Source organism: Stenotrophomonas sp. RIT309, from assembly GCF_000632045.1.
Lineage (GTDB): Bacteria > Pseudomonadota > Gammaproteobacteria > Xanthomonadales > Xanthomonadaceae > Stenotrophomonas > Stenotrophomonas indicatrix.
Genome location: NZ_JFYS01000005.1, coordinates 66424 through 82937 on the forward strand (window position 1 = coordinate 66424; position 16514 = coordinate 82937).

General features: G+C 67.4%; 14 protein-coding genes. 4 read left to right on the top strand and 10 right to left on the bottom strand.

Annotation, left to right across the window (positions count from 1 at the left end; translation table 11 throughout):
• The first annotated feature begins 24 nt into the window (after positions 1-24).
• From BW38_RS16030 to BW38_RS16020, 3 genes are read left to right on the top strand one after another with little or no spacing between them, the layout of a single operon-like run.
• Positions 25-1875, top strand: coding sequence for an amidohydrolase (locus BW38_RS16030; protein ID WP_200867497.1), 1851 nt, complete (start codon positions 25-27; stop codon positions 1873-1875).
• Positions 1854-3137 carry an alginate export family protein gene (locus tag BW38_RS16025; RefSeq protein ID WP_032975285.1) on the top strand — a complete coding sequence of 428 codons (1284 nt, stop codon included), beginning with the start codon at positions 1854-1856 and terminating at the stop codon, positions 3135-3137. The genes BW38_RS16030 and BW38_RS16025 overlap by 22 nt, the downstream gene beginning before the upstream one ends.
• Positions 3131-4777: an MFS transporter gene (locus BW38_RS16020; protein ID WP_032975286.1), complete on the top strand. Its 1647-nt coding sequence runs from the start codon at positions 3131-3133 to the stop codon at positions 4775-4777. The genes BW38_RS16025 and BW38_RS16020 overlap by 7 nt, the downstream gene beginning before the upstream one ends.
• A 74-nt stretch (positions 4778-4851) precedes the next feature.
• Here the strand turns inward: BW38_RS16020 and BW38_RS16015 are convergent, their stop codons facing one another.
• Positions 4852-5676 carry an alpha/beta hydrolase gene (locus tag BW38_RS16015; protein WP_032975287.1) on the bottom strand — a complete coding sequence of 275 codons (825 nt, stop codon included), beginning with the start codon at positions 5674-5676 and terminating at the stop codon, positions 4852-4854.
• 198 nt (positions 5677-5874) lie between these two features.
• On the opposite strand from BW38_RS16015, the gene BW38_RS16010 reads away from it, so the two are divergent.
• On the top strand, positions 5875-6258 hold the full coding sequence (locus BW38_RS16010) for a hypothetical protein (protein WP_032975354.1): 384 nt from the start codon (positions 5875-5877) through the stop codon (positions 6256-6258).
• A 56-nt stretch (positions 6259-6314) separates the two neighbouring features.
• On the opposite strand, the gene BW38_RS16005 is transcribed toward BW38_RS16010, so the two are convergent.
• From BW38_RS16005 to BW38_RS15965, 9 genes are all read right to left on the bottom strand, one after another.
• Positions 6315-7019 (bottom strand): DUF2968 domain-containing protein, encoded by a 705-nt coding sequence (locus tag BW38_RS16005; RefSeq protein ID WP_025878535.1) that lies wholly within the window; start codon positions 7017-7019, stop codon positions 6315-6317.
• Positions 7020-7119: 100 nt separating this feature from the next.
• Positions 7120-9270: a TadG family pilus assembly protein gene (locus BW38_RS16000; RefSeq protein WP_032975288.1), complete on the bottom strand. Its 2151-nt coding sequence runs from the start codon at positions 9268-9270 to the stop codon at positions 7120-7122.
• 8 nt (positions 9271-9278) lie between these two features.
• Positions 9279-9743, bottom strand: a complete 465-nt coding sequence (locus BW38_RS15995) for a DUF3613 domain-containing protein (protein WP_032975289.1) — start codon at positions 9741-9743, stop codon at positions 9279-9281.
• The gene (locus tag BW38_RS15990; protein WP_032975356.1) at positions 9740-10624 is read right to left on the bottom strand and encodes a tetratricopeptide repeat protein; all 885 of its coding nucleotides are present in this window, start codon (positions 10622-10624) and stop codon (positions 9740-9742) included. The genes BW38_RS15995 and BW38_RS15990 overlap by 4 nt, the downstream gene beginning before the upstream one ends.
• Positions 10625-10629: 5 nt before the next feature.
• Positions 10630-11559: a type II secretion system F family protein gene (locus tag BW38_RS15985; RefSeq protein ID WP_025878539.1), complete on the bottom strand. Its 930-nt coding sequence runs from the start codon at positions 11557-11559 to the stop codon at positions 10630-10632.
• Positions 11560-11587: 28 nt separating this feature from the next.
• Positions 11588-12529: a type II secretion system F family protein gene (locus tag BW38_RS15980; RefSeq protein ID WP_032975290.1), complete on the bottom strand. Its 942-nt coding sequence runs from the start codon at positions 12527-12529 to the stop codon at positions 11588-11590.
• A gap of 2 nt (positions 12530-12531) precedes the next feature.
• Positions 12532-13881: a CpaF family protein gene (locus tag BW38_RS15975; RefSeq protein ID WP_025878541.1), complete on the bottom strand. Its 1350-nt coding sequence runs from the start codon at positions 13879-13881 to the stop codon at positions 12532-12534.
• On the bottom strand, positions 13866-15122 hold the full coding sequence (locus tag BW38_RS15970; RefSeq protein WP_032975291.1) for a fimbrial protein: 1257 nt from the start codon (positions 15120-15122) through the stop codon (positions 13866-13868). The genes BW38_RS15975 and BW38_RS15970 overlap by 16 nt, the downstream gene beginning before the upstream one ends.
• A gap of 28 nt (positions 15123-15150) precedes the next feature.
• Positions 15151-16509, bottom strand: coding sequence for a type II and III secretion system protein family protein (locus tag BW38_RS15965; RefSeq protein WP_032975292.1), 1359 nt, complete (start codon positions 16507-16509; stop codon positions 15151-15153).
• Between the last annotated feature and the right edge of the window lie 5 nt (positions 16510-16514).

A 16514-nucleotide genomic window follows, 5' to 3' on the forward strand; every position in this document is an offset into this window, starting at 1 on the left:
CAATCCCCTTCCAAGGAGCGTCGCATGAGCACACTGGTCATCCGCAATGCACGCATCACCACGCTTGATCCGCAGCAGCCGCATGCGCAGGCACTGGCCGTGCAGAACGGCCGTATCGTCGCCGTGGGAAGCGACGAGAACATCATGCGCGGTTGGGGCAGCGAAGCCACGATCGTCGATGCGCAGGGGCGGCGCATCGTGCCCGGACTCAATGACAGCCACACCCACCTGATCCGCGGTGGCCTGAACTACAACCTGGAACTGCGCTGGGATGGCCTGCGTTCACTGGCCGATGCGATGGCCATGCTGAAGGCGCAGGTTGACCGCACGCCCGCGCCGCAGTGGGTGCGCGTGGTCGGTGGATTCACCGCGACCCAGTTCACCGAAAAGCGCCTGCCGAGCCTGCAGGAGCTGAACGACATCGCTCCGGATACGCCGGTGTTCCTGCTGCACCTGTACGACCGCGCGCTGCTCAATCGCGCCGCGCTGCGTGCCTGTGGCTATACCAGGGAAACGCCGGACCCGCCCGGCGGGCAGATCGTGCGCGATTCGCTGGGCAACCCGACCGGCCTGCTGCTGGCCAAGCCGAATGCATTGATCCTGTATGCGACCCTGGCCAAGGGGCCGAAGCTGCCGGTCGAGTACCAGGCCAATTCAACCCGCCATTTCATGCGCGAGCTGAACCGCCTGGGCATCACCTCGGTGATCGACGCCGGAGGCGGTTTCCAGAACTACCCCGAGGACTACCAGGTCATCGAGCAGCTGCATCGCGATGATCAGCTGACCGTGCGCATCGCCTACAACCTGTTCACCCAGAACAAGGGCAGCGAGGTCAGCGATTTCCGTGGCTGGAGCGAGATGCTGCAACCGCGCCAGGGCGATGACCTGCTGCGCCACAATGGTGCCGGCGAGATGCTGGTGTTCTCCGCAGCCGACTTTGAACTGTTCAACGAGCCGCGCCCGGAACTGCCACCGGAACTTGAGCCGGAGCTGCACGATGTGGTGAAGCTGCTGGTGGAGAAGCGCTGGCCGTTCCGCATCCATGCGACCTACGACGAAAGCATCAGCCGCATCCTCGACGTCTACGAGCAGGTCAACCGTGAGGTGCCGTTCGATGGCCTGCACTGGTTCATCGACCATGCCGAGACCATCACCCCGCGCAACATCGAGCGTATCCGTGCACTCAACGGCGGCATCGCCGTGCAGCACCGCATGGCCTACCAGGGCGAGGCATTCGTGCAGCGCTATGGCGTGCAGGCGGCGCGGCACACGCCACCGGTGAAGCGGATGCTGGCCGAGGGCGTGCCGGTCGGCGCCGGCACCGATGCTACCCGCGTGGCCAGCTACAACCCGTGGGTGGCGCTGTCGTGGCTGGTGACGGGACGCACCGTCGGCGGCCTGGCCCTGTACGGCGATGAGAACCTGCTGGAGCGCGAGCAGGCCCTGCGCCTGTGGACACAGGGCAGCGCCTGGTTCTCCGGCGACGAAGCGGTGAAGGGCACGCTGAAGGTGGGCCAGCTGGCCGACTTCATCCTGCTGTCGGCAGACTTCTTCCGCGTCGATGAGCAGCAGATCGCCGACATCACCAGCCTGCTGACCGTGGTGGGTGGCCGCATCGTGCATGGCGACGGCGACTACGCCGGGTTGGCGCCGCAGCTGCCTCCGGCGATGCCGGACTGGTCGCCGGTGAACCGCTTCGGTGGTTACCACGTCGGTGGCGGGGCGACCGGGTTGGCTGCGGCGCACCGTCATCACCACCATGGTGTGGCCTGCAGCACCCATGGTGCGCATGGCCATGCGGTTCGTCATCCGGCGCCAACCGACGACCTGACCGCGTTCTGGGGCGCGATGGGGTGTTCGTGCTTCGCGTTCTGACCCTGGCATCGCTGGTGTTGCCGTCGTTGGCGCTGGCCTGCGACGGTGGTGCCTGTACCACGGTTGGCGACGGCCAGTTGCAGTGGGATGCATCGCTGCGCCTGCGTGGCATGTACTACGCCCCGACCCGGTTTGGCGTCGGTGCTGGCGACGATGGCTACGGCCTGCTGCGTGCGCTGGCTTCTGCCTCTTTCGCGCAGGGTGATTGGCAAGCGAAGCTGCAGCTGGGTACGCATGCCGAGCGCGGCAAGGCCGGCGGCCCAGGTCGTACCGATCGCGGCGCGCTGGACGTGCAGCAGGCGTACTGGCGCTGGTCCGGCGCTGGCATGCACGTGCAGCTGGGCCGGCAGGAAGCGGGCTATGGCAGCTCGCGCCTGTTGTCGGTGCGCGACGGGCCGAACATCCGCCTGGCCTTCGATGGTGCGCGGGTGGGGTGGCAGGGCAGGCTGGGCGCACTGGACCTGATGGCGCTGCGCCCGGTCGAGAACCGCCCGGGCGCTTTCGATGACCGCGGTGAGGGCGGTGCACACCTGCTCGGCGCGTATGCGACCACGTCCAAGGGTGCTGGCATCAGCCAGTGGGACCTTTACCTGCTCGACTATCGTCGCGAGGGCGCGCGCTTCGCCGCGGGCAGCGGCACCGAGCGGCGGCAGACCCTGGGCGCGCGCTGGTTCGGCCAGTCGGGTGCGCTGGACTGGAATACCGAACTGGCGGCGCAGGGCGGTGAACTGCGGGCGGTGACCGGCGATCTGGACATCCGCGCCTGGACCCTCGCCACCGATACCGGTTGGCGCTGGAGCGCGCTGCCGCTGCAACCGCGCCTTGGCCTGAAGGCCGACATTGCCAGCGGCGACGCAGACCCGGGTGATGGTCGACTGGGTACGTTCAATGCGTTGTTTCCCAAGTCCGCCTATTTCAGCGAAGCCAGCCTGTTGGCACCGGCCAACCTGATGGATCTGCAACCGACACTGGCACTGCGCCTGCATGAGGCGGTGACCACCGATGTGGGTGTGCAGCTGGCGTGGAAGCATCGGCGCGCCGATGCGGTCTATACCACGCCGGCACCGTTGGCAGCGTTGCCCGGCAGTGCCGGAGGCGCACGCCGCATCGGTACCCAGTACAAATCCGAAACCCGCTGGCAGGTCAATGACCACTGGCAATGGCAGCTGCAGCTGGCCTGGGTCGACGCGGGTCCTGCACTGACGCAGGCCGGCGGCCGGGACACGCTGTTCGCCTCAATCGTTGGAGCTTGGCAATGGTGAACGCATCGGCGTCACAACACTCCCCGCAGGTCGATGGCGCATGGTCGCCGTTGAAGATCCGCATGTTCCGCTCGATCTGGCTGGCGATCCTGGCCAGCAACATCGGTACCTGGGTCAACGACGTGGCTGCGGCCTGGGTGATGGCCGAACGCACCGGTTCGGCGCTGATGGTCGCGCTGGTGCAGTCGGCCACCACCGTGCCGATCGTGCTGTTGGCGCTGGCGGCCGGGACCCTGGCCGACATCGTCGACCGCCGCAAGTACCTGCTGTTCACCCAGGGCTGGATGCTGCTGGTGGCGGGAGCGACCGCCGTGCTCACGGCATTGGACCTGCTGACGCCGCAGCTGCTGGTGCTGCTGACCTTCTGCATGGGCTGCGGTGCGGCGATGGCGATGCCGGCACAGGCCGCGATCGTCTCCGAGCTGGTTCCGCAGCCGATGCTGGCCTCGGCCGTGGCACTCAACTCCATCGGCATCAACATCGCCCGTTCCATCGGGCCGGCCATCGGCGGGGTGATCGTGGCCCAGCTGGGTGCGGTGTGGGCCTTCGGGTTCAACGCCATCACCTTTGCCGCCATGCTGTTCGTGGTGTGGGGCTGGAAGCGTGATCCGAAGGCGTCCAGCCTGCCGCCCGAAGGGTTCGGCGCTGGCCTCAAGGCGGGCCTGCGCTATGCCAGCCGTGCCGGCCGCCTGCAGGCGGTACTGATCAAATCGGCCGGCTTCTTCTTCTTCGCCGCGGCGATGAACGCGATGCTGCCGGTGGTGGTGCGCGGGCAGATGCAGGGCGGAGCGGGGCAGTACGGCGTGCTGCTGGGTTGCATCGGCATCGGTGCGGTGGGCGGTGCGCTGCTGCTGCCGAAGCTGCGGGCCAGGCTTGATCGCGACCTGCTGGTGCTGCTGGCCACCTTGTCGCTGGCGGCAAGCCTGGCCGGCCTGGCGCTGACCCGCAGCTGGTACGTGTTGCCGCTGGTGATGCTGGTCAATGGCTTTGCCTGGATCACCGTACTGTCCTCGTTGCAGATCGCAGCACAGACGGCGGTGCCGGCCTGGGTGAGGGCGCGTGCGCTTGCCCTGTACATCATGGTGTTCTCGGCCGGCATGGCGGCCGGTGGGCTGAGTTGGGGCGCACTGGCGCAGCGCACATCGCCCGAGCTGGCACTGCTGGTGGCTGCAGCCGGCGCGGTCATCGGCGGCCTGCTGGTGTGGCGGGTACGCATTGCAGGCGCCGAAGATCTGAACCTGAGCCCGGCCGGGCACTGGCCCGCACCGGAACTATCGGTGCCGGTGTCGAATGATCGCGGACCGGTGCTGGTGACCATCGAATATCGCATCGATGCCGCCGACCGCGCCGCGTTCCAGGCGCAGATGCGCACGCTGGGAACGATCCGTCGGCGCGATGGTGCCGTGGTCTGGGGCGTGGTCGAAGATGTGGCAACCCCGGGCATCCATCTGGAGTATTTCGTCGCAGCGTCGTGGTTGGAGCACCTGCGCCAGCATGAACGCATCACCGCCGACGACAAGGCGATCCAGGAGGCGCTGCGCGCGCTGCATCGCGGCGAGCGCGCGCCGGTGGTGCGTCACTTCGTTGGCGGCCATGATCCGTTGCCGGCGGCGGCGCCGCATCACCACAGCGACATCTGATGGTCCCGTGATTGAGCCGGCCGCTGGCCGGCTCCATGGCAGGAGCGGCGGCGCACGGGCGCCGCCGCGATACGTCATCTGCGTGCGAACGCCAGCAGGTCGGCGTTGAACTGATCGGCATGGGTCAGGGTGAGGCCGTGCGGTGCACCGGCGTACACCTTCAGTTCTGCGTTGCGGATGATCTGCGAGGACAGCTTGGCCGAAGCATCGAAGGGCACGATCTGGTCGTCATCGCCATGCACCACCAGAGCCGGTACGTCGATCTTCTTCAGGTCGTCGGTGTAGTCCACCTCCGAGAATTCGTGGATGCAGTCGTACTGGCCTTTCACGCCGCCCAGCATGCCCTGCAGCCAGAACGAATCACGCATGCCTTCGGTGACGCTGTTGCCATCACGATTGGCGCCGAAGAACGGCGTGGCCAGATCCTTGAAGAACTGCGAACGATCGCCACCGGTGCCCTTGCGGATGCCGTCGAACACTTCCAGCGGGGTGCCGGCCGGATTGCCTTCGGTCTTCAGCATCAGCGGCGGCACCGCGCCGACCAGCACCACCTTGGCCACGCGCTTAATGCCATGGCGGCCGATGTAGTGCGCCACTTCGCCACCGCCGGTGGAATGGCCGACCAGGATCGCGTCCTTCACGTCCAGCGCATCCAGAACGGCAGCAAGGTCATCGGCGTAGGTGTCCATGTTGTTGCCGTCCCAGGTCTGGCTGGAGCGGCCATGGCTGCGGCGATCATGGGCGATCACGCGGTAGCCGTTCTGGCCCATGAACAGCATCTGCGGGTCCCAGGCATCGGACGACAGTGGCCAGCCATGGGCGAATACGACAGGCTGGCCGGTGCCCCAGTCCTTGTAGAAGATGCGGGCGCCATCATTGACGGTCACGAAATTGCTCATTGCAGGTTCCTTGGCGAAAGGGAGGGAAGACGCCTGCGGGTTGGCCGGCGCCTGCGGCAGTACAGCGCACGATGGGCGATGTGCATTGCACGGCTGTGCCGGATTGGCGTGGTCGTCACGCTGACGCGACTCGCTCTGGCGGCAGGCCGGTGCTGATGGCAACCATGGCCATCGGACGCGTGAGGGCCAGTCATGAAGATGCCGGGATGGGCAGTGCTGCCTGCACTGCTGTTGGCTGCTGTAGCGATGGCACAGACCAACGTGTACAAGTGCACCGGAGGTGAGCATCCGGTCTACCAGCAGACGCCCTGCCAGGGACGCGCGGAGTGGCGCTGGGAAGTGCCCGGTGCCGAGTCGAAGGCACGCGGGCCCACACCTGCAGTCGTGCAGCCTGCCCGCAGCGGTAGCAGGCGGACGCCACGGCGCGGGCGCGCACAGGGCGCGCTGATATCGATCACGGCTGACCCGCGTGGCTGCGAGCGGGCGCGCCGGCGGCAGGTGGCAACGCTGGCCAGGCCGCGCAGGCTCGACTACCTGCAGCGCAGGCAGCTGGATGACGCGGTACGCGAGGCCTGTCGTTGAGCACAACGAAAAACGGCACCCGAAGGTGCCGTTCTGGTCTACAGGCCCGGAAGACCTCAGCGGCCGTCGCTGGCGGCGGCCGGTGCCGTCGCCGCATCCGGCTTGGGCAGGCTCAGCTCCGGGTTGCCCTGTTCGGCCTGCAGGATCTGGATCCGTCGCTGCAGCGCATCGAGCTGGCTGTTGGTGCTCTGCACGTCGGTGCTCAGGCTGACCGCCTGCTGCTGGGCCTGCTGCAGCGCTGCGCTGACCTGCGCCGACTGCGCCTGCTGCTGTTCCATTTCCTGCTGCAGGGTGCGCAGGCGCTCTTCGTTGTAGGCCACCAGGCGCTCGGTGTAGCGCTTGCCGGCTTCCAGCCGGGTGGTGTCGATGTAGACCTGCGCCAGCTGTTCGGACTGCTGCGCGAAGGTGCGGTAGACACGCTCGGCGTTGTCGACGGCATCGGTCTTGATCACCCGCCAGAAATTCTTCTCCTGGAACAGGGCCACGTAGTAGGTCAGGGTATTGGCGTTGAACAGCAGGCTGGCGCCGTAGTTGCCGTTGTAGGTGGTACGCAGCTCGGTGAGCTGCTGCGCATCCATCAACTGCTTGAGTTCGTCGACGGTGTTGCGTACCACCGGTGCGGCCTTGGCCGGCTCCACCGTGGCAGTGCGATCGCCACGTGCGGCCAGCGCCGACGGCGCCACCACCATCATAGCCACGGCCAGCAGTGCTGCGCCGCGCCGATACCGGGCGAAGACGGTGCCCCCTGAAGTTTCTCGCATGTCTAGACCATCCACGGATGTAGTGTGGGTTGAGTTGAATGTGGTTCCCCGCCGCGAGTCTAGCATGGGCGCGGACGCCGCCAACCGGTGCCCGCGCGGGTCAGAAGACCAGCTGCGCCGAGCTGCACTGGATCGACTGCATGCTGACATCGGTGCGGCCCAGTTCCAGCCCGAGCAGGCTGGCCAGGGTGTTGGTCAGCAGGGTGCCGACGCTGTTGAGTACGGGCTTGAGCGCCGCCAGCACCGGGTTCAGCAGCGCACACAGCAGGCCACTGCAGGTGACGTTGTTGCCGGGGGTGGTCACGCCGCCGCCGTTCTGCCCATCCAGGAATCCGGCCGGGGCGGTCTGGATGTAGGACGCCAGGTTGGTGCGCACGCAGCCGTTGTAGTCGATCAGGTTGCCCAGCAGGCTGTCGCAGCGGTTGATCAGCAGGCCGCCGACCAGCGAGCCCAGCAGGCCGTCGAGCAGGCCCAGGCCCTGGCCGGTCACGGTGGCGCGGTAACCGGCCCAGACCGATCCATCTTCCCAGCAGGTGCTCAGGCCAATCAGGCAGGGCTTGGGTACGCCCTTGGTAACGGTCCAGTTGCCCAGCGGTGCGAGGTTGCGTGACGGATCGCCATCGCGCAGCAATGGAATCACCTGGTCCACGTTGTAACGCCCGCCGCTGGGGAAGGCCGCCTGCAGGTAACGGTCGGCCAGAGCCTTGGCGGTGTCATTGGCGCTCATGCCTTGCTTGGGTGAACTGAGCATGCCTGACAGCACCCGCAGCAGTTCGTTGACCAGGTCTGACACGGCAGTGCCGACGGCCAACGGGTTGATCCGGGTCGAGCCGGTCTGGCCTGCGGCCAGGGTCAGGCTCTGCGTGCTGGTCAGTGCCGGCAGGGTGACCTTGTCGTTGATCAGGGGCTGCCCCAGAAGCTTCAACAGCTGCTCGTTCTGCAGGGTCGCGTCACAGACGTTGCTCTTGGAGAAGCGATCGGCCGCGTTGACCTTGCCGACGCAGGCGCGCAGCACCGAGGAATCGACCTGGATGGTGGCCGTGGGTGGTGACGCACCGCACTGGATGCTGGTCAGCGTCCCCATCGCATTGGCCACATCCACGTGCAGTGGCAGATGCAGGCGGGTGCCGAGCAGGTTCAGCAGCGGGCCGATCGCGAACAGGCGGTCGCTGTCGACGTCCACCATCAGCCGCACCTGCGCGTTGTACGCGCGTGCGCCGACGCCACCGATGGCGATCGACGGCGGCTCCACCACGCCGGCCTTGACGTCGATGCCCAGCAGGTTCAAGCCCTGCACCTGCACGCCATTGCCATCGTTGGCGATGGAGATCGCGGCGGTGACAAGATCCAGCACGTTGACCCTCGATTCCAGTGCGCTGCCGATGGTGCCGTCCGGTGAGATCACCTGCGCGAACAGGCCGCCGCCGCCGTTCTGGCTGCCCAGCAGAATGTTCAGCTGGTTGATGTCCAGCCGCGTGCCGACCAGGTTGGACAGCGCCTGCAGCTGTACGCCGACAGCGGTCTCGCGGCCCACCACCGTGGCAGTGGCATTGACCAGCTGTGCCAGTGATATGCGGTTGACCGACAGCAGCCGGTTGAAGTCGGCCACGCTGAGGTCGGCGGTGACCGGGATGCCCAGTGCCGCCAGCAGCCCCGACGGGGTGACGGTGGCCTGTGCCAGGCCGTCGTAGGACAGAATTGTTGCGTTGGTGACGTCCAGGCCGACCAGCCGAAGGGTCGCCATCAAGGGGGAGTTGCCATTGGTGCGCAGCAGCTGCGAACCCACTGCAAACACGGCGGTGGGTTCCGAACGCTTGGCCACCGCCTGCACGCGCAACGTGGGCAGCCCGCTGTTCTGGCCGAAGAACGGCAGTACGCCGCGTTCGGCAATGACCCGCACTGCGTTGCGTGGATTGCCTGCGTCCACGCTTGGGCTGAAGTGGTCAGCCGTTCCGCGGGTGGCATTCCAGTTGCCACACTGGATCTGCACCTGCCCAGGGAAGGTGTTCTGTGCAAGCGCGTTCTGCCGGGCCGCGCTGTTGTCGGCGTTGTCGGGCCGGCACAGGTCCAGCCGTTGTGCGCCTGCCAGCGCAGCCAGATCGACCACCTTCTGCGCATCGCGCTTGGCCCAGAACAGGAAGCCGATCTCGATCAGGCCGAGCATGGCCAGCAGCGCGATCATCACCAGCATCATGGTGACCGACATACCGCCGCGCGGGCGACTGAAGCTGATGTGGCGTGCTCGGTTCATGGCGGGCCTCAGCGTCCGGATCGGGAGGATCCTGCGGACTTGGCGACGTCGGTCTCGAAGAATTGCGGAATGTCGTACTGGAAGCTCTTCAGGTAACGCGCGTAGCTGGATGTGGCCTGGTCGCCGAGGATCGGCAGGCGGGCACCGGCCACCTCGCCGGAGGCCTGCAGGCGGAACAGGCTGCGAGTGGTGTCACCGATCTGCGAGGTGTTGGGCTGCAACTGCGTGCCGCCGAAATCAGGCCTGGTTTCAGGGGCTGCGGGGGCTGCGATGGGCGCTGCGGCTGGTGGCGGCGATACGTCCACGGTAGCCAACGGCTCGCTGTGCAGGGGAGCGGCTGCCGGCGCGGGCGCGGCACCACCCAGCATCTGCCCGGTCAACGGTTGCTGCGGCGTCTGCGCCTGCACAACCGCAGCGAAAGACAAGCCGGCAAGCACCGGCAGCAGGCAGCGGATCAGCGGCGTCGAGGTCATGGCGTGTTCCCGGTGGGATGGTCGATGGAGCCGAAGCGTTCCAGCATCGAGGGCGGCAGTCGTGGTGGGTCGCGTTCGTCGCGGCCATCGCGGCGCGGTTCGGCGGCCAAGCGTGGGCTTGCGTTGGCGGGGGGGGCAGCTACCGAAGCAACTGGCCGTGCCGCTGGCGCCGCTGCAGCAGTGGCAGCGGCCTGGCGTTGCTGCAGCCGCGCGCGGATCTGCTGCGCCTGCTGCTCGACGCTGCGGCGGGTCTCCTCGCTGAAGCTGGCCTGTTGGGCCAGCCGTTCGACGGTGGCAGTGTCGCCACGCAACAGTGCCCACAGGGCCAGATTGGCGGTGGCCTTGGCATTGCCCGGCGACAGTTCCAGCGCCTTGGCCAGCGGCTCGCGTGCCTGTTCGAAGCGGCCGGCACGAAGCCGTGCATAGCCCAGGTCGCCGAGGTAATCGGTGTTCAGCGGGCTCAACTGGGTGGCACGTGCCAGCGCCTGTTCGCCGCCCTGGTCGTCGTCGCGGAGGGCAGCGATCAGGCCCATGCCGTGTGCAGCGGCCGCGGCCTGCGGGCCATTGCCGAGCTCGCGGTACAGCGCCAGCGCCGCATCGACCTGGCCGGTCTGGCGCAGTGCGTCGGCCTGCAGCAGGCGCAGTGCCGGGGTATCGCCGTAGCGCTGGCGGAACGCATCCACGTGCGCCAGCGAAGCGTACCAGGCGCCCTGCTGCTGCATCCGCTGGATCAGTTCCAGGTAGGCGTTGCGGCTGTCCTGCGGGGCCGGGGTCGGCTCGGCCAGGCTCGGCGCACGCAGGTACTTCGGCGTGGTGGAGCTGCAGCCGGCAGCAGCGGCAACCAGGGCAAGCAACAGGCAGGCAGGGCGCAGGACAGGCATGAAGGTCATCCCATTTTCGACAAGGTAGTGGCCAGCGCGACCAGCGCCGGTCCGGCCAGCACCAGCATCAGTGCCGGCAGCAGGGTCAGCATCATCACCACGGTCATCTTCACCGAGAGCTTGCCGACCTTTTCCTTCAGCGCATTGCGGCGCTGCTCGCGCAGGCGGACGCTGAACTGGCGCAGCGGTTCCTGCACGGCACCGCCGTGGGCGTGCACCTGCAGGATCAACTGCACAAGGCTGGACAGATCGTCATCGCCGTACACATCGCTCAGCCGCCGCAGCGACTGCGCGCGCGTGCGCCCATGGGTGTAGGACACATTGGCTTCCTGGATTTCCCCGCCCAGCACCGGCAGTGCGTCGCGCAGCTTGTCGCCCAGTGTCTGCAGGCTCTGATCCATGCTGTAGCCCACGCCCTGCAGCAGGCGCAGCAGGTCGATCAACAGCGGCAGCTCATTGTTCACCGCGCGTCGCCGCCGCTTGACCCACGCACTGAGCGCGAACTTCGGCAGCAGCAGGCCAGCAGCCAGCGCGCCGATCACCACCATGATCCTAGACAACCCCGTGGCGTCACTCAGCGTCAGCGCAATACCCAGTACCAGCACCGCCAGCAGCAGCCGCAGGCCGAGGTAGATGGCGGTGCCGCGGCGGGTGTTCCAGCCGGCCAGGTCCAGCAGCAGGCGATCCTCACCGGCCAGCAGCGCCGCTTCCAGGCGTCCGCCGCTCAGTCCGCGGCCGAACTGCTCCAGCCAGCCGAGTGAGTCCTTGCGTGCGTCAGCCGCTGCGTCTTCGCTTTCGCGCGGACGCAGCGCTGTTTTCAACGTGGCCTCGCTGCGGTCCTCGCGATGGCTGCGCACCCAGCTGCCAAGCCCCAGCAGGGCCACGCCGGCGGCCAACACCAGCAGGGCAGCCACGAACCAGATGCTGGCGCTCATTGGATGCCTCCTGCGTGGTCGGGGATGTTCATAGTGATTTGGCCAGGCGGTACAGCAGGAAGGCGCCGGTCAACTCCAGCGCCAGCGCGATCAGCAGGATCTTGTGGCCCAGTGGGCCGTGCAGCACCGGCTGGAAGAACTCGGGGCTGGAGATCGCCATCAGCACTGCGCTGGCCGGTGGCAGAAGGCCCAGTACCCACGCCGACATGCGGGTTTCAGAAGTGGTTGCGGCCAGTTCCTGTTGCGCCTGTTCCAGGTCACGCATGAAGTCGCCCATGCGCTGCAGGATCTGGTCGGCACGGCCACCGATGCGCACGCTCACGCCCATCACCACCGCCAGCACCTTCAGCACGTCCATGCGGTAGGGCTGTGCGGCCAGGTTGAGCGCACGGTCAAGGTCCATGCCGCCACGTGCATAGCGCACCGTGGTGTCGAGCAGGCCGCGCAGCGGCGCGTTGGTCTGCATCGACGCGACCTGGAAGGCGGCCTGCAGGCTGTTGCCGAGCGCGGTAAGGCGTACCAGGTTGTCGAGGAAGTCCGGCAGCTGGTGCAGCAGCTGCGCCTGCAGCTTGCCGATACGGCGCATCAGCCACAGCCAGCAGCCCAGCAGGTACAGCAGCAGGGTCAACGGGAACATCCAGAAGGTGCCCAGGCGCAACACCGCGAACGCGGACAGGGCGATGCCCGGCAGCAGCATCAGCAGCGGCAGCTTCCAGCCCGGTGCCAGGCCGGCACGCTGCAGCAGCCCGTTCCAGGGCAGGGCGCGGCGACCCGGCGCTGGCAGCGGCGCCTGCCGTGCTGCATCGGCCGGCGCGGCGGCAGCGCCGGTGCCGCGCGCCAGCTGCTGCTCGGCGTGCTGCAGCGAGGCCTGGCGCTGTTCGCGGCTGCTGGCCGTCCCCCACAGCCACACCGCCAGCGCCAGCAGCACCGACACGATGCTCAGCACACCCAGCAGCAGGCCGGTACCCATGCTCAGAAGTCTCCGTACAGGGATTCGCGCAGCAACTGCCGGAACGGCTCCAGCTTGTGCGAATGTGGCTGGAAGCCGAGGCCGATCCAACGGTCGATTTCCTTGCCGCTGCCATCGATCTGCACTTCGTGGCGGAACATCTCCTGGGTGGTGATCAGGTTGTCGCTGACGCCGGTGATTTCAGTGATGGATACCAGCACCCGGCGGCCGCTGCCCAGGCGCGAGATCTGCACGATGAAGTCGATGGCACTGGCGATCTGCCGGCGCAGGCTGTCTTCGCTGCCCTGGAAACCGGCGAAGCCGGCCAGCATCTCGATGCGGTACAGGCAGTCGCGCGGCGAATTGGCGTGGATGGTGGCCATCGATCCGTCATGGCCGGTGTTCATCGCCTGCAGCATCTCCAGCACCTCCGCGCCCCGCACTTCGCCGACCACGATGCGGTCCGGGCGCATGCGCAGGCTGTTGCGCACCAGGTCGCGGATGCTGACCGCGCCCTGGCCTTCGGCGCCACCGATGCGGCTCTCCAGGCGCACCACATGCGGGTGGTTGAGCGAGAGCTCGGCGGTGTCTTCCACGGTAATGACGCGTTCGTTGGCCGGCACATAGCTGGCCAGCGCATTGAGCAGCGAGGTCTTGCCCGAGCTGGTGCCACCTGACACCAGGATGTTGCAGCGGCCCAGCACCATCGCCTTCAGCAGCGCCTGCATCGGCGCATCGAAGGTGCCCTTGGCCAGCAGTTCGTCGGGGGTGAACGGATCCTTGCGGAACTTGCGGATGGACACCATCGGCCCGTCCACCGCCAGCGGCGAGATGATCGCGTTGAGGCGGCCACCATTGGGCAGGCGTGCATCGACCATCGGATTGGAATCATCCAGGCGGCGGCCGAGCGGGGCGATGATGCGGCGCAGGATGCGCAGCAGGTGGGTGTCATCGGTGAAGCGCTGTGGCGCGCGCTTGAGCTGCCCGCCCTGGGAGACATGCACATCCTTGAAGCCATTGATCAGGATGTCTTCGATGGTGGGGTCATGCAGCAGGTCATCGAGCGGGCCGAACCCGGTCAGCTCCTTGACCAGGCCTTCGGCCACCACCTGCATTTCTTCTTCGTTGATGGGGATGCGCCATTCCTGGATGAAACTGACCGTCTGCACTTCCACCCAGCGGGCGATGGTGTCGGGGGCCCAGGAATCGATGTCGATGCGCTCGTCTTCGATGCTGTTGAGCAGATGCTCGTGCGCGGCCGACAGCACCTTCTGGTACTGCTCGGTCTGTGCGAACGGCAGGCTGCCCGGTGCATGCTCCGGCACCGTGCTGCGGGCGACAACGTGCGGGAACGGGGTCACTTTGTCTTCCATTGCGATCCACCCAGGGCAAGGGCAAGTCTTTCCCGCAGGCCGTGCGCCTGGACCGGGCAGGCAGCCGGATCCAGGCGTTGCACCAGCGGGGCGAGGGCACGCAGGTACGGGTCGCGCGGCGCATCCTGCAGCAGCAGATGGCCATGGCTGGCGGAGGCGCGTACCCGCGACCGCTCGGGCAGGGTGGCCAGCAGCGGCAGCTCGAAGCGGCGCGCGATCTGTTCGGGGCTCATGCCACTGTTGTCGTCGTGGCGGTTGATCACCAGCTGCAGTCGCTTCTCGCGGTCGCGCTGGCCGGAAAGGTGCTTCAGGGCGTGGTCCAGCGACACCAAGGTGGCGATCGATGCGTCGGCCACCAGCCAGATTTCATCGGCCTGGTCCAGCAGCAGCGGCGGCAGCTGCCGCAGCGGGCAGCCACCGGCATCGCACAGTACGCTGGAGAACACGCCGCGCAGTCGTTGCAGCAGCGCACCAGGATCGGACGGCGGCAGTGCGTCGCTGCCGCTGGCACGGTCGAGCAGGACCAGTCCGCTGGTGTGCCGGGCCATCGCCGTGCGGGCCAGGGTGGCATCGATGCGGCTGGCATTGCGCAGCGCGTCTTCGTAGTGGAAGCGGCTGTCCAGGTTGAGGTACAGGGCGAGGTCGCCGGCCGGCTGCGCCAGCTCCATCAGCAGCCCGTCCTGCATGGCGGCATCGCCCTGGGCCAGGGTGCGGGTCTGCTGTGCGAGCACCGACAGGTGTGCGGCCAACGTGCTGGTGCCGACGCCGGCGCGCACGCCCAGCAGCACGATCAGGCGCGCCTTGTGCGCCTGCTGTGCGCTTGCGGCGGGGCGCGGTGACAAAGCGCGACGCAGGGCGGCTTCGATGCCGGTGTTGTCACTGTCCAGGTCCAGTACATCGCGCAGGCCCGCGCGCAGCGCCATCACCACGCCTTCCACCTGGCCGGCGCTGGTAGCGCCCACCGCCACCAGGGTCAATTCGGGTTGGGTCTGCTGCAGCTGCTGCGCCAGTACCGTCGATGCCGAGGCATGCTCCGGGCGGAAGTCCAGCAGTACCAGGTTCTGCGGGCCACGCTGCAGGTCCTGGGCCGAGGTCGGCTCGCTGCTGTCCTGCCAGTGCAGTGCCGTGGTCGGCGGCAGCTTGGCAGCCAGGCGTGGCAGCAGTTCACGGTCGATCCCGTACAGGACCAGGTTCATCGGTGGTCCTTGCGGGTGCAGCGGCAGGGCAGTGGCGTAGGGCATGGGCGTAGTACCGGAGACGTCATGCAGGTCAGCGCGAGAAACCGGGAACCGGATCGCGGCTGATCGGGCCAAGCAGCCACGCGCCCCATTCGGGCATGTTCGGCTTGGCTTCGCGATCGCCGGGCAGCGGCAGTTCGGTATTGCGGGCAATCGGCTGTACCAACCGCGGGGTGACGATGATCACCAGTTCCTTGTCCTGGCGCTTGTAGTCGAAGTTGCGGAAGAACGTACCGATGATCGGCAGGTCGCCGAGCAGCGGAATCTTGTTGACCGTCGAGGCCACGGTGGAGCTGACCAGACCGCCGATGACGAAACTCTCACCATCGCCTAGCTCGACGGTGGTGTCGGCGCGGCGGGTGGTGATCGAAGGGATCTGCACGCCGTTGAGCGCGATCGCATTGGTGTAGTCCAGGTCGCTGGCTTCCGGGGCAACCTTCAACGCAATGCGGTTCGGTGAGAGCACCGTGGGAGTAACGGTGAGGCCGATGCCGAAGGGCTTGTAGGTAACCGTGGTCGTGCCGAGCCCCTGCGGCTCCAGGATCGGCAGTTCGCCACCGGCCAGGAAGCTGGCGCTCTGCCCGGACAGCGCGACGAGAGTGGGCTCGGCCAGCACGCGCGCCATGCCGTTGGCCTGCAGCAGGTCGACATCGGCGTTCCACAAGCCCTTGGTCGAACCGAACACCAGCCTGAACGCCGAGGAGATCGGTGACTCGCTTTCGTTGCTCGACTCACCTTCCTTCATGCCAGGCAGGATGCCGGTGTTGCCTGGCAGCTGCCCGCCCGGCCGCGCGAATCCATAGGCGAAGCCACCGTTGCGGTTCTGGAAGTTGATGCCGATCTGCTTCAGCGCGGTCTTGTTGAACTCGACCACCTTCACCTCGACCTGTACCACGCCGCCGCTGCTGATGGTGGAGGCATCGGCCAGGCTGCCGTCCTTGCCGAGCGCCATCACCGCGGTCTTCTGCTCCTGCATGTGCGCCAGCACGCTCTCGCTGCTTCCCTGCAGCAGCCCCTGCTGGTCCTGCTGGGTGAACACCAGTCCGCTGGAGCCGGCATCGGCGGCGCCCTGCACGGCACTCTGCACCCGCACCTGCACGCGCTGCGGTTCGCTCTGCTTGCGATGCCAGAGCAGCAGGGTGGTGGTGCCGGGGGCCTTGCCCACCAGCAGCGCCTGGCGTGCGCCGCGCAGCATCACGATGTCAGCTACGCCGGGGTCGGCGATGGCAACCCGTTCCAGGTCGGCCGGCAGCGTCCATGGCCGCTGTTCGCGGGTCTGCAGCAACAGATCGTCGGCAGCCACGCTCGCACCCGGTGCCAGCAGCACCAGCAGCAGGGCCAGCCAGCGCTGGCGGACAGTGGGGCGTAGGCGGTGGCGACGTTCAGTCATGTGCG

Coding starts and splice junctions, on each gene's coding strand:
- BW38_RS15990 (WP_032975356.1), bottom strand. CDS start 10,624: ATGCCTGTCCTGCGCCCTGCCTGCCTGTTGCTTGCCCTGGTTGCCGCT.
- BW38_RS16010 (WP_032975354.1), top strand. CDS start 5,875: ATGCCGGGATGGGCAGTGCTGCCTGCACTGCTGTTGGCTGCTGTAGCG.
- BW38_RS16015 (WP_032975287.1), bottom strand. CDS start 5,676: ATGAGCAATTTCGTGACCGTCAATGATGGCGCCCGCATCTTCTACAAG.
- BW38_RS15980 (WP_032975290.1), bottom strand. CDS start 12,529: ATGGGTACCGGCCTGCTGCTGGGTGTGCTGAGCATCGTGTCGGTGCTG.
- BW38_RS16030 (WP_200867497.1), top strand. CDS start 25: ATGAGCACACTGGTCATCCGCAATGCACGCATCACCACGCTTGATCCG.
- BW38_RS16005 (WP_025878535.1), bottom strand. CDS start 7,019: ATGCGAGAAACTTCAGGGGGCACCGTCTTCGCCCGGTATCGGCGCGGC.
- BW38_RS15970 (WP_032975291.1), bottom strand. CDS start 15,122: ATGCCCTACGCCACTGCCCTGCCGCTGCACCCGCAAGGACCACCGATG.
- BW38_RS15965 (WP_032975292.1), bottom strand. CDS start 16,509: ATGACTGAACGTCGCCACCGCCTACGCCCCACTGTCCGCCAGCGCTGG.
- BW38_RS15975 (WP_025878541.1), bottom strand. CDS start 13,881: ATGGAAGACAAAGTGACCCCGTTCCCGCACGTTGTCGCCCGCAGCACG.
- BW38_RS15995 (WP_032975289.1), bottom strand. CDS start 9,743: ATGACCTCGACGCCGCTGATCCGCTGCCTGCTGCCGGTGCTTGCCGGC.
- BW38_RS15985 (WP_025878539.1), bottom strand. CDS start 11,559: ATGAGCGCCAGCATCTGGTTCGTGGCTGCCCTGCTGGTGTTGGCCGCC.
- BW38_RS16000 (WP_032975288.1), bottom strand. CDS start 9,270: ATGAACCGAGCACGCCACATCAGCTTCAGTCGCCCGCGCGGCGGTATG.
- BW38_RS16020 (WP_032975286.1), top strand. CDS start 3,131: ATGGTGAACGCATCGGCGTCACAACACTCCCCGCAGGTCGATGGCGCA.